The following is a 14,188-nucleotide window of genomic DNA, read 5'->3' on the forward strand; positions in this document are numbered from 1 at the left end:
TCACGGAGGACCTGGCCATGCGCGCCGCCATTCATCTAACCCTTTGCAACGCCCTGCTCTGCCTGCCCCTGCACGCAATCGCCAGCAGTGTTCAGCGCTGCGAGGACGCATCAGGAAAGATCATGTTCACGACGCTGGGTTGCCCGGCAGGTCACAGCACTCGCCTGCAGAGCGCCTTCAATGCGCCACCCGGAACCCAAGTCGATTTGCTTCCTTCTGCAAGCAGCCGGGAGCCTGCGCGTCAAAGATCATCAGGCCAGGAACTGGTCGTGGTCGGCACCCGCGATGATGGCTGCGGCAACCGCTTGAGCGCCGAACAGCGCCGAGCGGCCATCATCAACCAGCGGACCCCTCCCGGTATGACGCAACGCGATGTGGAAAGCCTGTTGGGGCGTCCGGACAAAGTCAGCAACCGCAATGGCGAATTGCGTTACGTGTATAACAAGAAGAAAGGCCGCAGCAGTAGCGTGACATTTGATGAGCACGGGTGCGTTAAAGGAAAACGCTAGAAAGCAAAAAGCCCACATCTTTCGATGTGGGCTTTTCGTTGTATGGTGCACTCGACAGGATTCGAACCTGTGACCGCTCGGTTCGTAGCCGAGTACTCTATCCAGCTGAGCTACGAGTGCATTGGTACTTTTAGACCAGATCACCTCTGGTTGAAGCCAGTTATCGGAAATTCTGTAATTGCTTACAGCGCTTCAAACAACTTTAAATGGTGCACTCGACAGGATTCGAACCTGTGACCGCTCGGTTCGTAGCCGAGTACTCTATCCAGCTGAGCTACGAGTGCATGTGTTGGTGCCGCGCATTATAGATCGTCAGATTGTTTTGTCAATCACTTTTTCTAGTAAATTCAACAACTTACCGATCAAGCCCAATCTGACGCGCTACATAAATAATGGCGGAGAACGGGGGATTCGAACCCCCGACACCCTTTTGAGGTGTACTCCCTTAGCAGGGGAGCGCCTTCGGCCACTCGGCCAGCTCTCCGCAACACGGGGCGTATAATAACCACCCTTTTCCCCGTTTGCAAACCAAAAATTCAATAAAAATTAATGGCTTGGTTCTTCGTCCTTCTCTTTCTTGATCCGCAGGTAAATCTCTTCACGGTGAACCGCGACTTCTTTGGGCGCATTGACACCAATACGCACCTGATTACCCTTCACTCCGAGCACGGTTACGGTGATTTCACCATCACCAATGATCAGGCTTTCTGCGCACCGACGAGTCAGAATCAGCATACTTTTCTCCTTACGCCTTTATTAAGGGACCACGGTCTGCAACCGGTAGGCAAAGGTCGCTGGCGAAAAGCCATGACCGTTAACCTGTGTATCGACTAACGCAAAGAAAACAACAGCCTTTCTGCGCAGTACCCGAAAGACGCGGTCAGCCCGCGCCCTTCGAAGACAGAGTCATTCACCCTGCCGAGGAGCATCCAGCTCGAACGCGGTGTGCAATGCGCGCACAGCCAACTCCAGGTACTTCTCTTCGATGACCACAGAGACCTTGATCTCCGATGTGGAGATCATCTGGATATTGATGCTCTCCTTGGCCAGTGCTTCAAACATGCGACTGGCGACACCCGCGTGCGAGCGCATGCCGACGCCGACGATGGACACCTTGGCAATCTTGGTATCGCCGGAAACTTCACGGGCACTGATTTCACGCGCGGTCGTCTCAAGCACCTGCAAGGCCGACTGATAGTCGTTGCGATGGATCGTGAAGGTGAAATCGGTGGTGTTATCGTGCGAAACGTTCTGCACGATCATGTCCACTTCGATATTGGCCGCGCTGATCGGGCCGAGAATCTTGAACGCCACGCCGGGGGTGTCTGGCACACCACGGATGGTCAGCTTGGCTTCATCGCGGTTGAAGGCGATGCCGGAAATGATCGGCTGTTCCATGGATTCCTCTTCATCGATTGTAATAAGGGTGCCCGGCCCCTCTTTGAAGCTGTGCAGGACGCGCAGCGGGACGTTGTATTTGCCGGCGAACTCGACCGCGCGGATCTGCAACACCTTGGAACCGAGGCTGGCCATTTCCAGCATCTCTTCAAAGGTGATCTTGTCCAGACGCTGAGCCTGCGACACCACACGTGGGTCGGTGGTGTACACACCATCGACGTCGGTGTAGATCTGGCACTCGTCAGCCTTCAGCGCAGCCGCCAGGGCCACTCCGGTGGTGTCAGAGCCGCCACGCCCAAGCGTGGTGATATTGCCGTGCTCATCGACACCCTGGAAACCGGCAACCACCACCACCCGACCGGCTTTCAGGTCGGAACGGATCTTCTGGTCATCGATTTGCAGGATGCGCGCCTTGTTGTGCGCGCTGTCAGTGAGAATGCGCACCTGGTTGCCGGTGTAGGACACCGCAGGCACGCCGCGCTTCATCAGCGCCATCGCCAGCAGCGCAATGGTCACTTGCTCGCCCGTGGAGACGATCACGTCCAGTTCACGGGGAACCGGCTGATCACTGATCTGCCTGGCCAGCTCGATCAAACGATTTGTTTCACCGCTCATGGCTGACAGCACGACCACCAGGTCGTCGCCCGCCTCACGGAATTTCTTGACCTTGTCGGCCACCTGCTCGATGCGCTCTACAGAGCCCACGGAGGTGCCGCCAAATTTCTGTACGATCAAAGCCATCTCAAAGCCGCCTCAGAACCCGTTAAGAGCACCTATTAACATTCAAACCTTACATGGCCTGCCGGCAAGCGACAGGCCTGCAGATTCGACTCAGATACCCTGCTCTACAAAAGGAACGGCCAGTGCCAGCGCTGAATCCAGCGCAGTTGCATCGACACCACCGCCTTGAGCCATATCAGGACGACCACCGCCTTTACCGCCTACTGCGGTTGCCGCCTGTTTCATCAAATCACCGGCTTTGAGTTGGCCAGTCAGGTCCTTGGTCACGCCTGCGACCAAGACAACCTTGTCTTCATGAACACTGCCGAGCAGGATCACTGCGCGGCCGAGCTTGTTCTTCAACTGGTCGACAAGCGCCAACAGCGCCTTGCCGTCCTGGCCATCCAGGCGCGTAGCCAGAACCTTGACCCCTTTGACATCCAGCGCGGCCGACGACAGGTCGTCACCGGCGGCGCTGGCTGCCTTGGCTTGCAGTTGTTCCAGTTGTTTTTCCAGCAGACGGTTGCGCTCAAGCACCGCCGTCAGCTTGTCCAGCAGGTTGTCGCGATTGCCTTTGACCAGCGTCGCGGCTTCCTTGAGTTGATCTTCAGCCGAGTTCAGCCAGGCCAGCGCAGCCGCGCCGGTCACCGCTTCGATACGGCGCACGCCTGCGGCAACGCCGCCTTCACTGACAATCTTGAACAGCGAGATGTCGCCGGTGCGGCTGGCGTGAATACCGCCGCACAGTTCGACGGAGAACTCGCCGCCCATGCTCAGGACACGAACGCTGTCACCGTACTTCTCGCCGAACAGCGCCATGGCGCCTTTCTTTTTCGCGGTATCGATGTCGGTTTCTTCGGTGACCACCGGCGTGTTCTTGCGAATTTCGGCGTTGACGATGTCTTCCAGTGCACGCAGTTGCTCAGGCTTGATCGACTCGAAGTGGCTGAAGTCAAAGCGTAGACGCTGACTGTCGACCAGCGAGCCCTTCTGCTGCACGTGCTCGCCCAGCACTTGACGCAATGCGGCGTGCAGCAAGTGAGTGGCCGAATGGTTCAGTTTGGTTGCATCACGAACTTCATCGGCCACCTGTGTTTCAACCTGTACGCCGACGCTCAGGCTGCCGGACGCCACAACACCGTGGTGCAGGAATGCCCCGCCGGTCTTGGTGGTGTCACTGACGTCGAAGCGCGCATCAACAGCCAGCAGGAAGCCGCTGTCGCCGATCTGGCCACCTGATTCGGCATAGAACGGGGTGGTGTCGAGAATCACCACGCCCTCTTCGCCTTCGTTCAGGTGAGTCACCGACTGCCCGTCTTTATAGAGGGCAACGACGCTGGCGCTGCCGGTGGTCGCGGAGTAACCGGTGAATTGGGTGGCCACATCGACCTTGACCAGACTGTTGTAGTCCATGCCGAACGAGCTGGCCGAACGTGCACGCACGCGCTGGGCTTCCATCTCGCGCTCAAAGCCTTCTTCGTCCAGCGTCAGGTTACGCTCACGGGCGATGTCACCTGTCAGGTCCATCGGGAAACCGTAGGTGTCATACAACTTGAACACGATTTCGCCGGGAACCACGGTGCCTTTGAGCTCGGCCAGATCCTGCTCGATGATCTTCAAGCCTTGTTCCAGAGTCTTGGCGAACTGCTCTTCTTCGCCTCTGAGGACGCGTTCGATGTGCGACTGCTGTTGCACCAGTTCAGGGAATGCCGAACCCATCTCGGCGACCAGCGCGGCGACGATCTGGTAGAAGAAGCTGCCCTTGGCACCGAGCTTGTTACCGTGACGGCAGGCGCGACGAATGATGCGGCGCAGCACATAGCCACGGCCTTCGCTGGAAGGCAGTACGCCATCGGCGATCAGGAAGCCGCAAGAACGAATGTGGTCAGCCACGACTTTCAGCGAAGCCTGGTTGTCGTTGCTGCAACCGATGGCATTGGCCGATGCGGTAAGCAGGCTCTGAAACAGGTCGATTTCGTAGTTGGAATGCACGTGCTGCAGAACGGCACTGACCCGCTCAAGGCCCATGCCGGTATCGACCGACGGCGCTGGCAGCGGGTGCAGCACGCCATCAGCGGTACGGTTGAACTGCATGAAAACGTTGTTCCAGATTTCAATGTAACGGTCGCCGTCCTCTTCTGGCGAGCCTGGCGGGCCACCCCAGATGTCCGCGCCGTGGTCGAAGAAAATCTCGCTGCATGGGCCACACGGGCCGGTGTCGCCCATGGTCCAGAAGTTGTCGGAGGCGTAAGGCGCGCCTTTGTTGTCACCGATGCGAACCATGCGTTCGGCCGGGACGCCGATCTCTTTGGTCCAGATATCGTAGGCTTCGTCGTCGGTCGCGTAGACGGTGACCCAGAGTTTTTCCTTGGGCAGGTTCAGCCACTTCTCGGAAGTCAGGAAGGTCCAGGCGTAGGTAATGGCATCACGCTTGAAATAGTCACCAAAGCTGAAGTTACCCAGCATTTCGAAAAAAGTGTGGTGACGAGCGGTATAGCCGACGTTTTCCAGGTCGTTGTGCTTGCCACCGGCACGCACGCATTTCTGACTGGTCACGGCGCGGGTGTAGGCGCGTTTTTCCTGGCCCAGGAAGCAATCCTTGAACTGGTTCATGCCTGCGTTGGTGAACAGCAGGGTTGGGTCATTGCCCGGAATCAAGGAGCTTGAAGGGACACGGGTGTGGCCTTGCTCTTCGAAGAAGCCAAGGAAGGCTTCACGGATTTCTGCGCTTTTCATAGGTTCTTCCACGGAGACTGCGGCCAGAGGCAAGTGCAAAACGTCAAATGACGTAGCGACGGCAAAGGGCCGCATTATATAGGCGTTGCGCCCTCGGTACAGTGTGTTTGTGCGATAGAGACAAGTAACTGGATTATCGGCATGTCATGGATGTTCAAAGGCTGCGAATGCCGCGATCACTTGCTCTGCCTGAGCACGCGAAACATTCAGGTGAGTGACCATGCGCAGCCGCGACGCGGCGGTGAGCACGATGCCACGCTCGGCGCAGAATGCCTTGAGCGCTGCGGCGCGATCACCGATCTGCACATAGACCATGTTGGTCTGCACAGGCTCGACACTGTAACCCAGCCCGCTCAAGCCCTCGGCCAGAAACGCCGCATTGGCGTGATCGTCGGCCAGCCGCTGGACCTGATGATCCAGCGCATAGAGCCCGGCAGCGGCCAGCCCGCCTGCCTGACGCATGCCCCCGCCGAGCATCTTGCGCAGACGCCGCGCCTTGACCATCAGCGGCTGCGAGCCGCACAGCACCGAGCCAATGGGGGCGCCCAGGCCTTTGGACAGGCAGATGGAGACTGAATCGAAGTGCCGGGTGATCTCCCGGGCATCAACGCCCAGCTTGACCGCCGCGTTGTACAGCCGCGCGCCGTCGAGGTGCAGCGCGAGGCCTTTTTCCAGGGTCAGCTTGCGCGCGGCGGCCAGGTACTCAAGCGGCAGCACCTTGCCCTGCATAGTGTTTTCCAGGGCCAGCAGGCGTGTGCGGGCAAAGTGGAAGTCGTCCGGCTTGATGGTGTCGAGCACCTGTTGCAGGCTCAGCGAACCGTCCGCCTGCACGTCCAGCGGCTGAGGCTGAATCGAGCCCAGTACCGCCGCTCCACCCCCTTCGTATTTATAGGTGTGGGCCTGCTGACCGACGATGTATTCATCGCCCCGCTCACAGTGCGCCATCAACGCCAGCAGATTGCTCATGGTGCCGGAGGGCACGAACAAGGCGGCGTCGAACCCGAGGCGCTCGGCGAGCGTGGCCTCGAGCAGATTGACCGCAGGGTCTTCACCGTAGACATCATCGCCCACCGGCGCATGTGCCATGGCGTCAAGCATGCCTGCGGTGGGCAGAGTCACTGTGTCGCTGCGCAGATCGATGACCGTCACGAAAAAGCTCCCTGAAATTGAAGATCGATAATGCATGCAACCTTTGGCTTGCAACAAGGCATTACTGAGGCTGCGGTACATGATAATCAAGCGCTGTCGCTCTCGATACTCCGCGTCCTTATAAGAAAAAGGCAGGTGCACTGTACGAAAGTGTCCATGCATGATCGAACAAACTGTGATAAAAATCCCGCACTGGACACGTAATGTGCCGGTAACGTTCTCAGGGCGGGGTGCAACTCCCCACCGGCGGTAATGGCGCGCAATGCGTCTAGCCCGCGAGCGCTTGGGGGTTTCAGCTTTGGCTGACGACCTGCAAGGTCAGCAGACCCGGTGTGATTCCGGGGCCGACGGTCATAGTCCGGATGAAGAGAGAGCGGGATTGGTGTCTGCAAGAACGTCTGCAAAACCTCATCATGAACGACATCGTTCAGGAGGCTTTCCTACGCGACTTGAATCCCTTTCGATCCAAAATGCCCTGTTTTTTTCATTAAACAGGAGTCAGAACACGTGCAACCTACTGCAATCGACAGCAAAAGCAAAAGCCATCCGAACGAACGCGTCGCTTTCATCCAGGCCTGCTGGCATAAGGATATCGTCGATCAGAGCCGTAAAGGTTTTGTCGCCGAAATGGCCAAACAGGGTTATGCCGAAAGTGACATCGACATCTTTGAAGTCGGCGGCGCCTTCGAAATCCCGCTGCATGCAAAACTGCTCGCCAATACCGGCCGCTACGCCGGCATCGTCGGCGCTGCACTGGTGGTGGACGGTGGTATCTATCGCCACGAATTCGTTGCGCAGTCAGTGGTCAGCGCATTGATGCAGGTCCAGCTGGAAACCGAAGTACCGGTTTTCTCCGTGGTCCTGACGCCGCATCACTTCCATGCGGGTGAAGAGCACCAGAAGTTCTTCTTCGATCACTTCTCGCACAAAGGCGAAGAAGCGGCCAAGACCTGCGCGGATACCTTGAACAAGGTGCGCAGCCTGCGTCGTCTGGATGCGCAGCAGAAAGCTGCCTGCTGAAACGCGAAACATCGGCACGAGAGGCGTTCGTCAGTACGACTCTCGTTGCGCAGTCTCTGCGTCGCAAATGCAAAGAGGACGCGCAGCGTCCTTAACGGCATGCCGACGCGGAGCGTCGCACGATAGTTGAGATTATCGTCAACCAAGCCCATCCGCATCAGCCGGCACAATCACAATGCCCGCCCGCAGGCCATTTTTGACCTTGGGGTTGGGGAAGATGATTCTTGCGCCCTCTTCTTTCACCACCCAGCGTGAATCACTCACGTCTTCGGCCAGCACGTAGCCTTTTTCCAGCTCGGAGAAGTTCTCCACGTCATCCGCCAGGTTGAAGGTGAACGCATCGCTGCGCTTGATCACTTCACGTGCGACGCTGAACAGTTGCAGCCCCTCAAGACGCTCATCCGGCTGGGGTTCGCTGCCTTCAATGATCTGCTCCAGACGCAAACGCAATGGCGCGAGATTAACGTGCCGGTTCTGTCCAAACGGGCGGGCCTTGCCCAGTTCCAGTGTAAAAGCCTCGGCCCCGAGCTGTTCGTAGGTGTAGGCGCTGAACACTATGGAGGGTTTGTTCTGCAGCAGCACTGCACTGATGCCCGCCGCGCGCAGCCGGGCCAGTTCAAAGCGTGAGTGCTGACGGCCCTCTTTCCACGGATACAGCGCAAACTGCTCGATCTTTGAGCCGCGAATGGCAGTGTGCAGGTCGTAATGCAGCCGATAGCGGTCCGGCAGGCTGAAAAAGCTGGCAGCCAGCCGCTCCAGTTCACAAGCGCGCAGGGCTTCCGCGCCACCGCTTTGTTCGTGCCGGCCATTGAACAGCCGGTTGACGTCCTGCTCGACATAACGCGCACCCAGCCGCATGGCAGCAGGGTTGCCAAACAGGAACAGAATACGTGCGCGCGGTTTGAGGTCGCCACGCGCGATGCTGCGGATCAGTTCATCAAGCAGCTCGATGGGCGCTGTCTCGTTACCATGAATACCGGCAGACAGCAGCAGGTCAGTGCCATTGTCACGAGCCTGTGGCGGGCGGACTTCCAGAGCCCCCTCAGCCAGCCAGCGCATCCGCACGCCTTCGACGGTCAGTTGAGTCTTTTCCGCTGGTTCACGTCTAGCCAGGGTCAGTTCAAGCAGTTTGCCGAGGGCGAGCATGGCGCGCTTCCTTAGTGGTTGCAGTCAGGGCCGTGAACGTGACCGTCTTCTTCGGCACCGACGTCGGCCGGTTCCATTTCCAGTTGCAGGCTGACCAGATTGGTCGCCAGCGGGCGCAGCAGCAGATTGGCGTATTCGGCATCGTCTTCTTCGACGTCCACGCCGATCAGCAACTGGCCACGGCCGTCTTGCTGAATCCACAGCTCCTTGCCCTGCCAGATGATGGCAACGCGGGTGCAGGAGGTTTCCAGCTGGGTGCCATCAGTGTCTTCAAGGATCAGTTGCAGGGCGTCGCTCATGTCGAAATGCTCTCTATAAAGGAAGTCGTGCGCCGGCCAATGGTCCGGCGCGCAAGGTGTTTCAATTCAGTTGAAACGGATAAACGGCGCCCAGTTTAAGGATTTGCGTCAGTTCATCCAATGCCGTGCGGCATTCAGTCAGTAATCGGGGGTCGGCCAGATCGTTTTCGCTCATGCGATCACGGTAGTGCCTGTCGACCCATTGCGTCAGCGTTTCATACAACGGCGCGGTCATGATCACGCCGGGGTTTACTGCAGCCAGCTCGGTTTCATTGAGCGCCACGCGCAGGCGCAGGCACGCCGGGCCGCCACCGTTCTGCATGCTCTGCTTGAGGTCGAAGACCTTGACCTCGGCGACCGGGCCGGCATCGGCAATGAGCCGTTGCAAGTAGCCCCAGACGTTGGCATTGGCCTGGCATTCCTGTGGCACGATCAGCAGCATCGAGCCATCCGGACGCGACAGCAACTGGCTGTTGAACAGATATGAGCGCACCGCATCCTGAACCGAGACCTCGGCGCGTGGCACGCAAACAGCCTGCAGCTGGCCGCCGGCCCGGCTGAGTTTGTAGCGCAGCTCGCCCAGCATCTGTTCGGTGTGGAGAAAGGCGTCCTCGTGATAGAACAGCACTTCACCGTTGCCGACCGCGATCACATCGTTATGAAACACGCCTTGATCGATCACCGCCGGGTTCTGCTGCCCGTACACAACGCACTCATCGCTCAGACCATGCAAGCGCGCCACCGCTCGTGAAGCTTCCAGCGTCTGCCGCGCCGGGTACTTCTGCGGTGCTGCGTAGCGGGTATCGAAAGCGCTGCGGCCAAACACAAAAAACTCTACCCCGGCCTGACCGTAGTCCTGACAGAAACGCGTGTGGTTGGCCGCGCCTTCATCGCCGAACTGCGCCACTGGTGGCAAGGCCGGGTGATGAGCGAAGTGCTTCGCGTCGGCAAACATGGCCCCCAGCACGCGGCTGGTGGTCGGATGCTCGATGCTGCGATGGTATTTGCAGTTGAGGTTGGCCGCCGTGAAATGCACACGGCCATCAGCGGTATCGGCGCTGGGGCTGACCGTCGCCGCATTGGCCACCCACATGCTCGACGCCGAGCAACTGGCAACCAGCAACGGCATGTCCTGACGGGCAGCCTTTTCGATCACTTGCTCATCGCTGCCGGTAAAACCCAACTGACGCAAACCAGCAACATCAGGACGTTCCTGAGGTGCCAGCACGCCCTGGGTAAAACCCATGTCCATCAGCGCCTTCATTTTTGCCAGGCCCTGCAGCGCCGCTTCACGCGGGTTCGAGCACTGCTGGCTATTACTCTGAGAGGCGACGTTACCGTAGGACAACCCGCCGTAGTTGTGGGTTGGCCCGACCAGACCGTCAAAATTCACTTCACAGGACTTCATCGGCAAGGCTCCGTGGATCTGTTTTTATAAGCATTCTTTCTTTACGCGCATGCTTTACCTTTACGCGCATGCTTTACGCACATTCTCTAGGCAAGGCACTCAGCTCAGCCGCACACCCGGGGTCAACGTCGCGGGCAGAGTCAGGCTGCCGGTCTCCAGCGACGCCACCGGATAGGCGCAGTAATCGGCCGCGTAATAGGCGCTCGCGCGGTGATTGCCCGATGCCCCGACGCCACCGAACGGCGCACTGCTGGCGGCCCCGGTCAATTGCTTGTTCCAGTTGACGATGCCGGCGCGGCTTTGCAGCCAGAACTGCTGATAACGCGCTTCGGAGTCCGAGAGCAGGCCCGCCGCCAGACCGTATTGAGTGGCGTTGGCCTCGGCGATCGCCGCATCAAAACCGGCGTAGCGGACCACCTGCAACAGCGGGCCGAACAGCTCTTCATCGGGCCTGTTTGCGACTGCGCTGACATCGACAATACCGGGCGTCAGCAGCGCCGCGCCGGGTTGCGGCTGACGCATTTCCAGCAAGGTCACCGCGCCATTGGCGAGCAGATGACGCTGCGCGTCGAGCAACGCCCGCGCGGCCTCAAGCGAAATCACAGAGCCCATGAACGGAGACGGCTGCTGATCGAACGCCCCCACCTCAATAGTCGCGCTGACGGCAACCAGCCGCGCCAGCAACGCATCTCCCCAGTCGCCCTCAGGCACCAGCAGACGACGCGCACAGGTGCAGCGCTGGCCTGCGGAGATAAACGCTGACTGAATGATGGTGTAAACCGCCGCGTCGATGTCCTGGACCTGATCGACCACCAACGGATTGTTACCGCCCATTTCCAGGGCGAGAATCTTGTCCGGTCGCCCGGCGAACTGCTGATGCAGCGCGTTGCCAGTGCGGCTCGACCCGGTGAAGAACAGGCCATCGATACCCGGATTCGCCGCCAGGGCGATACCGGTTTCGCGTCCACCTTGCAGCAGGTTGAGGACACCGGCAGGCAAGCCGGCTTCGATCCAGCATTTGACGGTCAGTTCGGCGACTTTCGGCGTCAGCTCGCTCGGTTTGAACAGCACCGTATTGCCTGCCAGCAAGGCCGGGACGATATGGCCGTTAGGCAGGTGGCCCGGAAAGTTGTACGGCCCGAATACGGCAACCACACCGTGCGGCTTGTGGCGCAACACAGCGGTAGCATCGCCCAGCGGAGCGCTTTTCTCGCCGGTTCTTTCGCGATAGCTCTGCACTGAAATGGCGATCTTGTTGACCATGCTGGTCACCTCGGTCGCCGATTCCCACAACGGTTTGCCGGTTTCTTCACCGATGCAATTCGCCAGTTCGTCCGCGTGCTGCTTGAGGCTGGCCGCAAAGGCTTCCAGCACGGCGATGCGCTGATCAAGTGAAAGCAGCGCCCAGGCAGGAAACGCCTGGCGCGCGGCGTGTACGGCGTGATCCACCTGTTCAGCGGTCGCACCTTGCCCGGACCACAACACGTGCTGGGTCACCGGGTTCAACGAATGGAACAGCTCGCCCTGCCCGGCTTGCCAGGCACCTGCGATATACAGAGTACTCATCAAACGCCCTCCCGCGCGGCGGACAACGGCACTGCGCGCACGTTGTCGCCAGCATTCATACGCAGCCGCTTGGCGGTTTGCGGCGCGACCACCAGCGTACCGGCAGCAAACCGCGCAGCGCCTACGGTCACGCGGCAGTCTTCGCGCTTGCGGTTGTAAATCAGGAATTGTGGTGCGTCGTCGCCCGGCGTGCCGATGGCCAGCACCAGGGCCTGGCTGTCCTTGACCGCGCGAATCTTGCCGGTCTCGCACTCGATGGCCGGACCCGCATCGAAAATATCGACGTAGCCCTGATACGAAAAACCCTCGCCCTTGAGCATGGTCAGCGCAGGCTCGGTGTCAGCGTGCACGCGACCGATCACATTGCGTGCGTCTTCGGACAGAAAGCAACTGTACAGCGGAAACTTGGGCATCAACTCGGCGATGAACGCCTTGTTACCCACACCGGTCAAGTAATCGGCCTGGCTGAATTCCATCTTGAAGAAGTGCCGCCCCAGGCTCTCCCAGAACGGCGAACGGCCATTCTCGTCGGACATGCCGCGCATCTCGGCAATGATCTTGCTACCAAACAGTTTCGGAAATTCAGCAATGAACAGCATGCGCGCCTTGGACAGCAGGCGACCGTTGAGGCCGCTGCGCGAATCGCTGTGCAGGAACAGCGAGCACAATTCGGAATTACCAGTCAGGTCGTTGGCCAGAAACAGCGTGGGGATTTCCCGGTAGATGTTCAGTTCCTGGGAGGCGCTGACCGTCAGCCCGACCCGGTAGTTGTACCACGGCTCACGCAGGCCGACCGCGCCAGCGATGGCGGAAATGCCCACCACTTTGCCGTCGTCGTCTTCGAGCACGAACAGGTAGTCGGCGTCGCCGCGCTCGGCTTCTCCGCGAAAGGTCTTTTCAGCCCAGCCAACCCGATGGGCCAGGCGTTGCTCGTTGGCAGGCAAGGTGGTCAGACCGGCGCCGGTGCTGCGCGCCAGCTCGATCAACGCGGGCAGGTCGCTGCTGCGTACGGGACGAACGATCATGTTATCTCCTCAGCGGCTCATCGAGAGCCTTGAAACGGGCTAATCCGCAATCGAACGTCCGGCTCAGACCGCGACGATGCGCACACTGGCACCTTCACCCACACCCAGCGCGTCGGCGGCCTGCAGGCTCAGCACCACCGGCCGGCCGGGTGCCCAGTCGAGTTCCAGCAACACCGCGCGGTAATCCTGCAGCAGACCATTGGCAACCAGATACAGACGCCCGCCCTTGCCCACGTCGCTGCTGTGCGCTGTCTCGACCTTGACCGGTACCAGACGGCTCTGCGCGATGGAGCGGATGCCGGACACTTTGGCGTGCAGGGTCGGGCCACCGTCGAAGATGTCGATGTAATGATCGGTTTCAAAACCTTCGCGCATCAGGATGTCGAAGGTGATCTGCGCACGCGGATGCACCTGGCCCATAGCCTCTTGCGCAGCGTCGGGCAGCAATGGCACGTAGATCGGGTAATGCGGCATCAGCTCGGCGAGGAACGTCCGGCTTTTCAGCCCGCACAGACGCTCGGCAGCGGCATAGTTGAGGTCGAAGAAGTTGCGCCCGATGGCGTCCCAGAACGGCGAATCGCCCTGCTCGTCGCTGTAACCGACGATTTCGGTGACCACTGAATCAGCGAAGCGCTCGGGGTGGCTGGCGACAAACAGCAGACGGCCACGCGAGTTGAGCTCCGACCAGGACGTGCCCACCAGCTCCGGGACCACGTAGAAGCTGGTCAGCAGGCTGTTGCCAGTCAGGTCGTGGCACTGGGAGAGCACGTGGATCTTGTTGTGGATTTTCAGTTCGCGAGAGGCATGTACGAAGGTTTCGTTGCGAAAGCTGTAGAACGGCTCGGAGTAGCCCGCCGAGGCGACGATGCCCGAGCAGCCCACCAGCTTGCCGCTCTCGCTGTCTTCGAGGACGAAGAAGTAGGTTTCTTCACCGTTGAAGCTGACCTCGGCGGCGAATGAGGCCTCCGACGAGCCGATCTTGTCGGTCAGGCGGCCAGCATCGTCGGGCAAGGACGTGACACCGATAGGGCTGTCGGCGGCGAGGCGTTGAACCTCGGCCAGATCAGCCATTTGCGCAGGGCGCATCACCAGCATGGTGCCACTCCTTGTAGATCGACCGGCCTCTGCGGCCGGCACTGATAAGTGCGCCAGGCGGCATCAGGCCGCAGGGCACAGGAAAGTGTCCGGTGCTTGCCGATCGGGCAAGCACCG

General features: G+C 59.6%; 12 protein-coding genes, 3 tRNA genes and 1 riboswitch. Of the genes, 2 read left to right on the forward strand and 13 right to left on the reverse strand.

The window, feature by feature from the left end; all coding sequences use genetic code 11:
• Positions 1 to 17 precede the first annotated feature (17 nt).
• Positions 18 to 509: an outer membrane protein assembly factor BamE domain-containing protein gene (bamE, locus tag QRN38_RS24345; protein ID WP_057418629.1), complete on the forward strand. Its 492-nt coding sequence runs from the start codon at positions 18 to 20 to the stop codon at positions 507 to 509.
• Between the two features lie 43 nt (positions 510 to 552).
• Here bamE and QRN38_RS24350 read toward each other — a convergent pair.
• From QRN38_RS24350 to ltaE, 7 genes are all read right to left on the reverse strand, one after another.
• Positions 553 to 629: transfer RNA gene (locus tag QRN38_RS24350), tRNA-Arg, on the reverse strand.
• 87 nt (positions 630 to 716) lie between these two features.
• Positions 717 to 793: transfer RNA gene (locus tag QRN38_RS24355), tRNA-Arg, on the reverse strand.
• A gap of 109 nt (positions 794 to 902) precedes the next feature.
• Positions 903 to 993 (reverse strand) — tRNA-Ser (locus QRN38_RS24360).
• A gap of 62 nt (positions 994 to 1,055) precedes the next feature.
• The gene (csrA, locus tag QRN38_RS24365) at positions 1,056 to 1,244 is read right to left on the reverse strand and encodes a carbon storage regulator CsrA (protein ID WP_002554426.1); all 189 of its coding nucleotides are present in this window, start codon (positions 1,242 to 1,244) and stop codon (positions 1,056 to 1,058) included.
• A gap of 171 nt (positions 1,245 to 1,415) precedes the next feature.
• Positions 1,416 to 2,648, reverse strand: coding sequence for an aspartate kinase (locus QRN38_RS24370; protein ID WP_057418630.1), 1,233 nt, complete (start codon positions 2,646 to 2,648; stop codon positions 1,416 to 1,418).
• A 90-nt stretch (positions 2,649 to 2,738) separates the two neighbouring features.
• Positions 2,739 to 5,363, reverse strand: a complete 2,625-nt coding sequence (gene alaS, locus QRN38_RS24375; RefSeq protein WP_054069490.1) for an alanine--tRNA ligase — start codon at positions 5,361 to 5,363, stop codon at positions 2,739 to 2,741.
• A gap of 144 nt (positions 5,364 to 5,507) precedes the next feature.
• A complete protein-coding gene (gene ltaE / locus QRN38_RS24380; protein ID WP_057418643.1) occupies positions 5,508 to 6,512 on the reverse strand; it encodes a low-specificity L-threonine aldolase in 1,005 nt (334 codons plus the stop codon).
• A 212-nt stretch (positions 6,513 to 6,724) separates the two neighbouring features.
• A riboswitch (FMN riboswitch) is annotated at positions 6,725 to 6,891 on the forward strand.
• 128 nt (positions 6,892 to 7,019) lie between these two features.
• Here ltaE and QRN38_RS24385 point away from each other — a divergent pair.
• The gene (locus QRN38_RS24385; protein WP_005616613.1) at positions 7,020 to 7,532 is read left to right on the forward strand and encodes a 6,7-dimethyl-8-ribityllumazine synthase; all 513 of its coding nucleotides are present in this window, start codon (positions 7,020 to 7,022) and stop codon (positions 7,530 to 7,532) included.
• A 138-nt stretch (positions 7,533 to 7,670) separates the two neighbouring features.
• Here the strand turns inward: QRN38_RS24385 and astE are convergent, their stop codons facing one another.
• The 6 genes from astE to aruF form a co-directional block, all read right to left on the reverse strand.
• Positions 7,671 to 8,678: a succinylglutamate desuccinylase gene (astE, locus tag QRN38_RS24390; RefSeq protein WP_057418631.1), complete on the reverse strand. Its 1,008-nt coding sequence runs from the start codon at positions 8,676 to 8,678 to the stop codon at positions 7,671 to 7,673.
• Positions 8,679 to 8,689: 11 nt separating this feature from the next.
• Positions 8,690 to 8,977, reverse strand: a complete 288-nt coding sequence (locus QRN38_RS24395) for a hypothetical protein (protein ID WP_005767754.1) — start codon at positions 8,975 to 8,977, stop codon at positions 8,690 to 8,692.
• A gap of 61 nt (positions 8,978 to 9,038) precedes the next feature.
• The gene (gene astB / locus QRN38_RS24400; protein ID WP_057418632.1) at positions 9,039 to 10,385 is read right to left on the reverse strand and encodes an N-succinylarginine dihydrolase; all 1,347 of its coding nucleotides are present in this window, start codon (positions 10,383 to 10,385) and stop codon (positions 9,039 to 9,041) included.
• Between the two features lie 99 nt (positions 10,386 to 10,484).
• Positions 10,485 to 11,954 (reverse strand): succinylglutamate-semialdehyde dehydrogenase, encoded by a 1,470-nt coding sequence (gene astD, locus QRN38_RS24405; RefSeq protein ID WP_162491800.1) that lies wholly within the window; start codon positions 11,952 to 11,954, stop codon positions 10,485 to 10,487.
• Positions 11,951 to 12,976: an arginine N-succinyltransferase gene (gene astA, locus QRN38_RS24410; RefSeq protein WP_057418634.1), complete on the reverse strand. Its 1,026-nt coding sequence runs from the start codon at positions 12,974 to 12,976 to the stop codon at positions 11,951 to 11,953. Before astA ends, astD begins: the two co-directional genes overlap by 4 nt.
• A gap of 63 nt (positions 12,977 to 13,039) precedes the next feature.
• A complete protein-coding gene (gene aruF, locus QRN38_RS24415; RefSeq protein WP_005616608.1) occupies positions 13,040 to 14,071 on the reverse strand; it encodes an arginine/ornithine succinyltransferase subunit alpha in 1,032 nt (343 codons plus the stop codon).
• Positions 14,072 to 14,188 lie beyond the last annotated feature (117 nt).

Origin of the sequence: Pseudomonas sp. CFBP2511, from assembly GCF_030209255.1 — a bacterium.
Taxonomy (GTDB): domain Bacteria; phylum Pseudomonadota; class Gammaproteobacteria; order Pseudomonadales; family Pseudomonadaceae; genus Aquipseudomonas; species Aquipseudomonas avellanae.

Excerpts from the sequence above, each read along its gene's own strand:
- astB (WP_057418632.1), bottom strand. The coding sequence starts at position 10,385 with ATGAAGTCCTGTGAAGTGAATTTTGACGGTCTGGTCGGGCCAACCCAC.
- astA (WP_057418634.1), bottom strand. The coding sequence starts at position 12,976 with ATGATCGTTCGTCCCGTACGCAGCAGCGACCTGCCCGCGTTGATCGAG.
- QRN38_RS24370 (WP_057418630.1), bottom strand. The coding sequence starts at position 2,648 with ATGGCTTTGATCGTACAGAAATTTGGCGGCACCTCCGTGGGCTCTGTA.
- QRN38_RS24395 (WP_005767754.1), bottom strand. The coding sequence starts at position 8,977 with ATGAGCGACGCCCTGCAACTGATCCTTGAAGACACTGATGGCACCCAG.
- alaS (WP_054069490.1), bottom strand. The coding sequence starts at position 5,363 with ATGAAAAGCGCAGAAATCCGTGAAGCCTTCCTTGGCTTCTTCGAAGAG.
- csrA (WP_002554426.1), bottom strand. The coding sequence starts at position 1,244 with ATGCTGATTCTGACTCGTCGGTGCGCAGAAAGCCTGATCATTGGTGAT.
- astE (WP_057418631.1), bottom strand. The coding sequence starts at position 8,678 with ATGCTCGCCCTCGGCAAACTGCTTGAACTGACCCTGGCTAGACGTGAA.
- aruF (WP_005616608.1), bottom strand. The coding sequence starts at position 14,071 with ATGCTGGTGATGCGCCCTGCGCAAATGGCTGATCTGGCCGAGGTTCAA.
- bamE (WP_057418629.1), top strand. The coding sequence starts at position 18 with ATGCGCGCCGCCATTCATCTAACCCTTTGCAACGCCCTGCTCTGCCTG.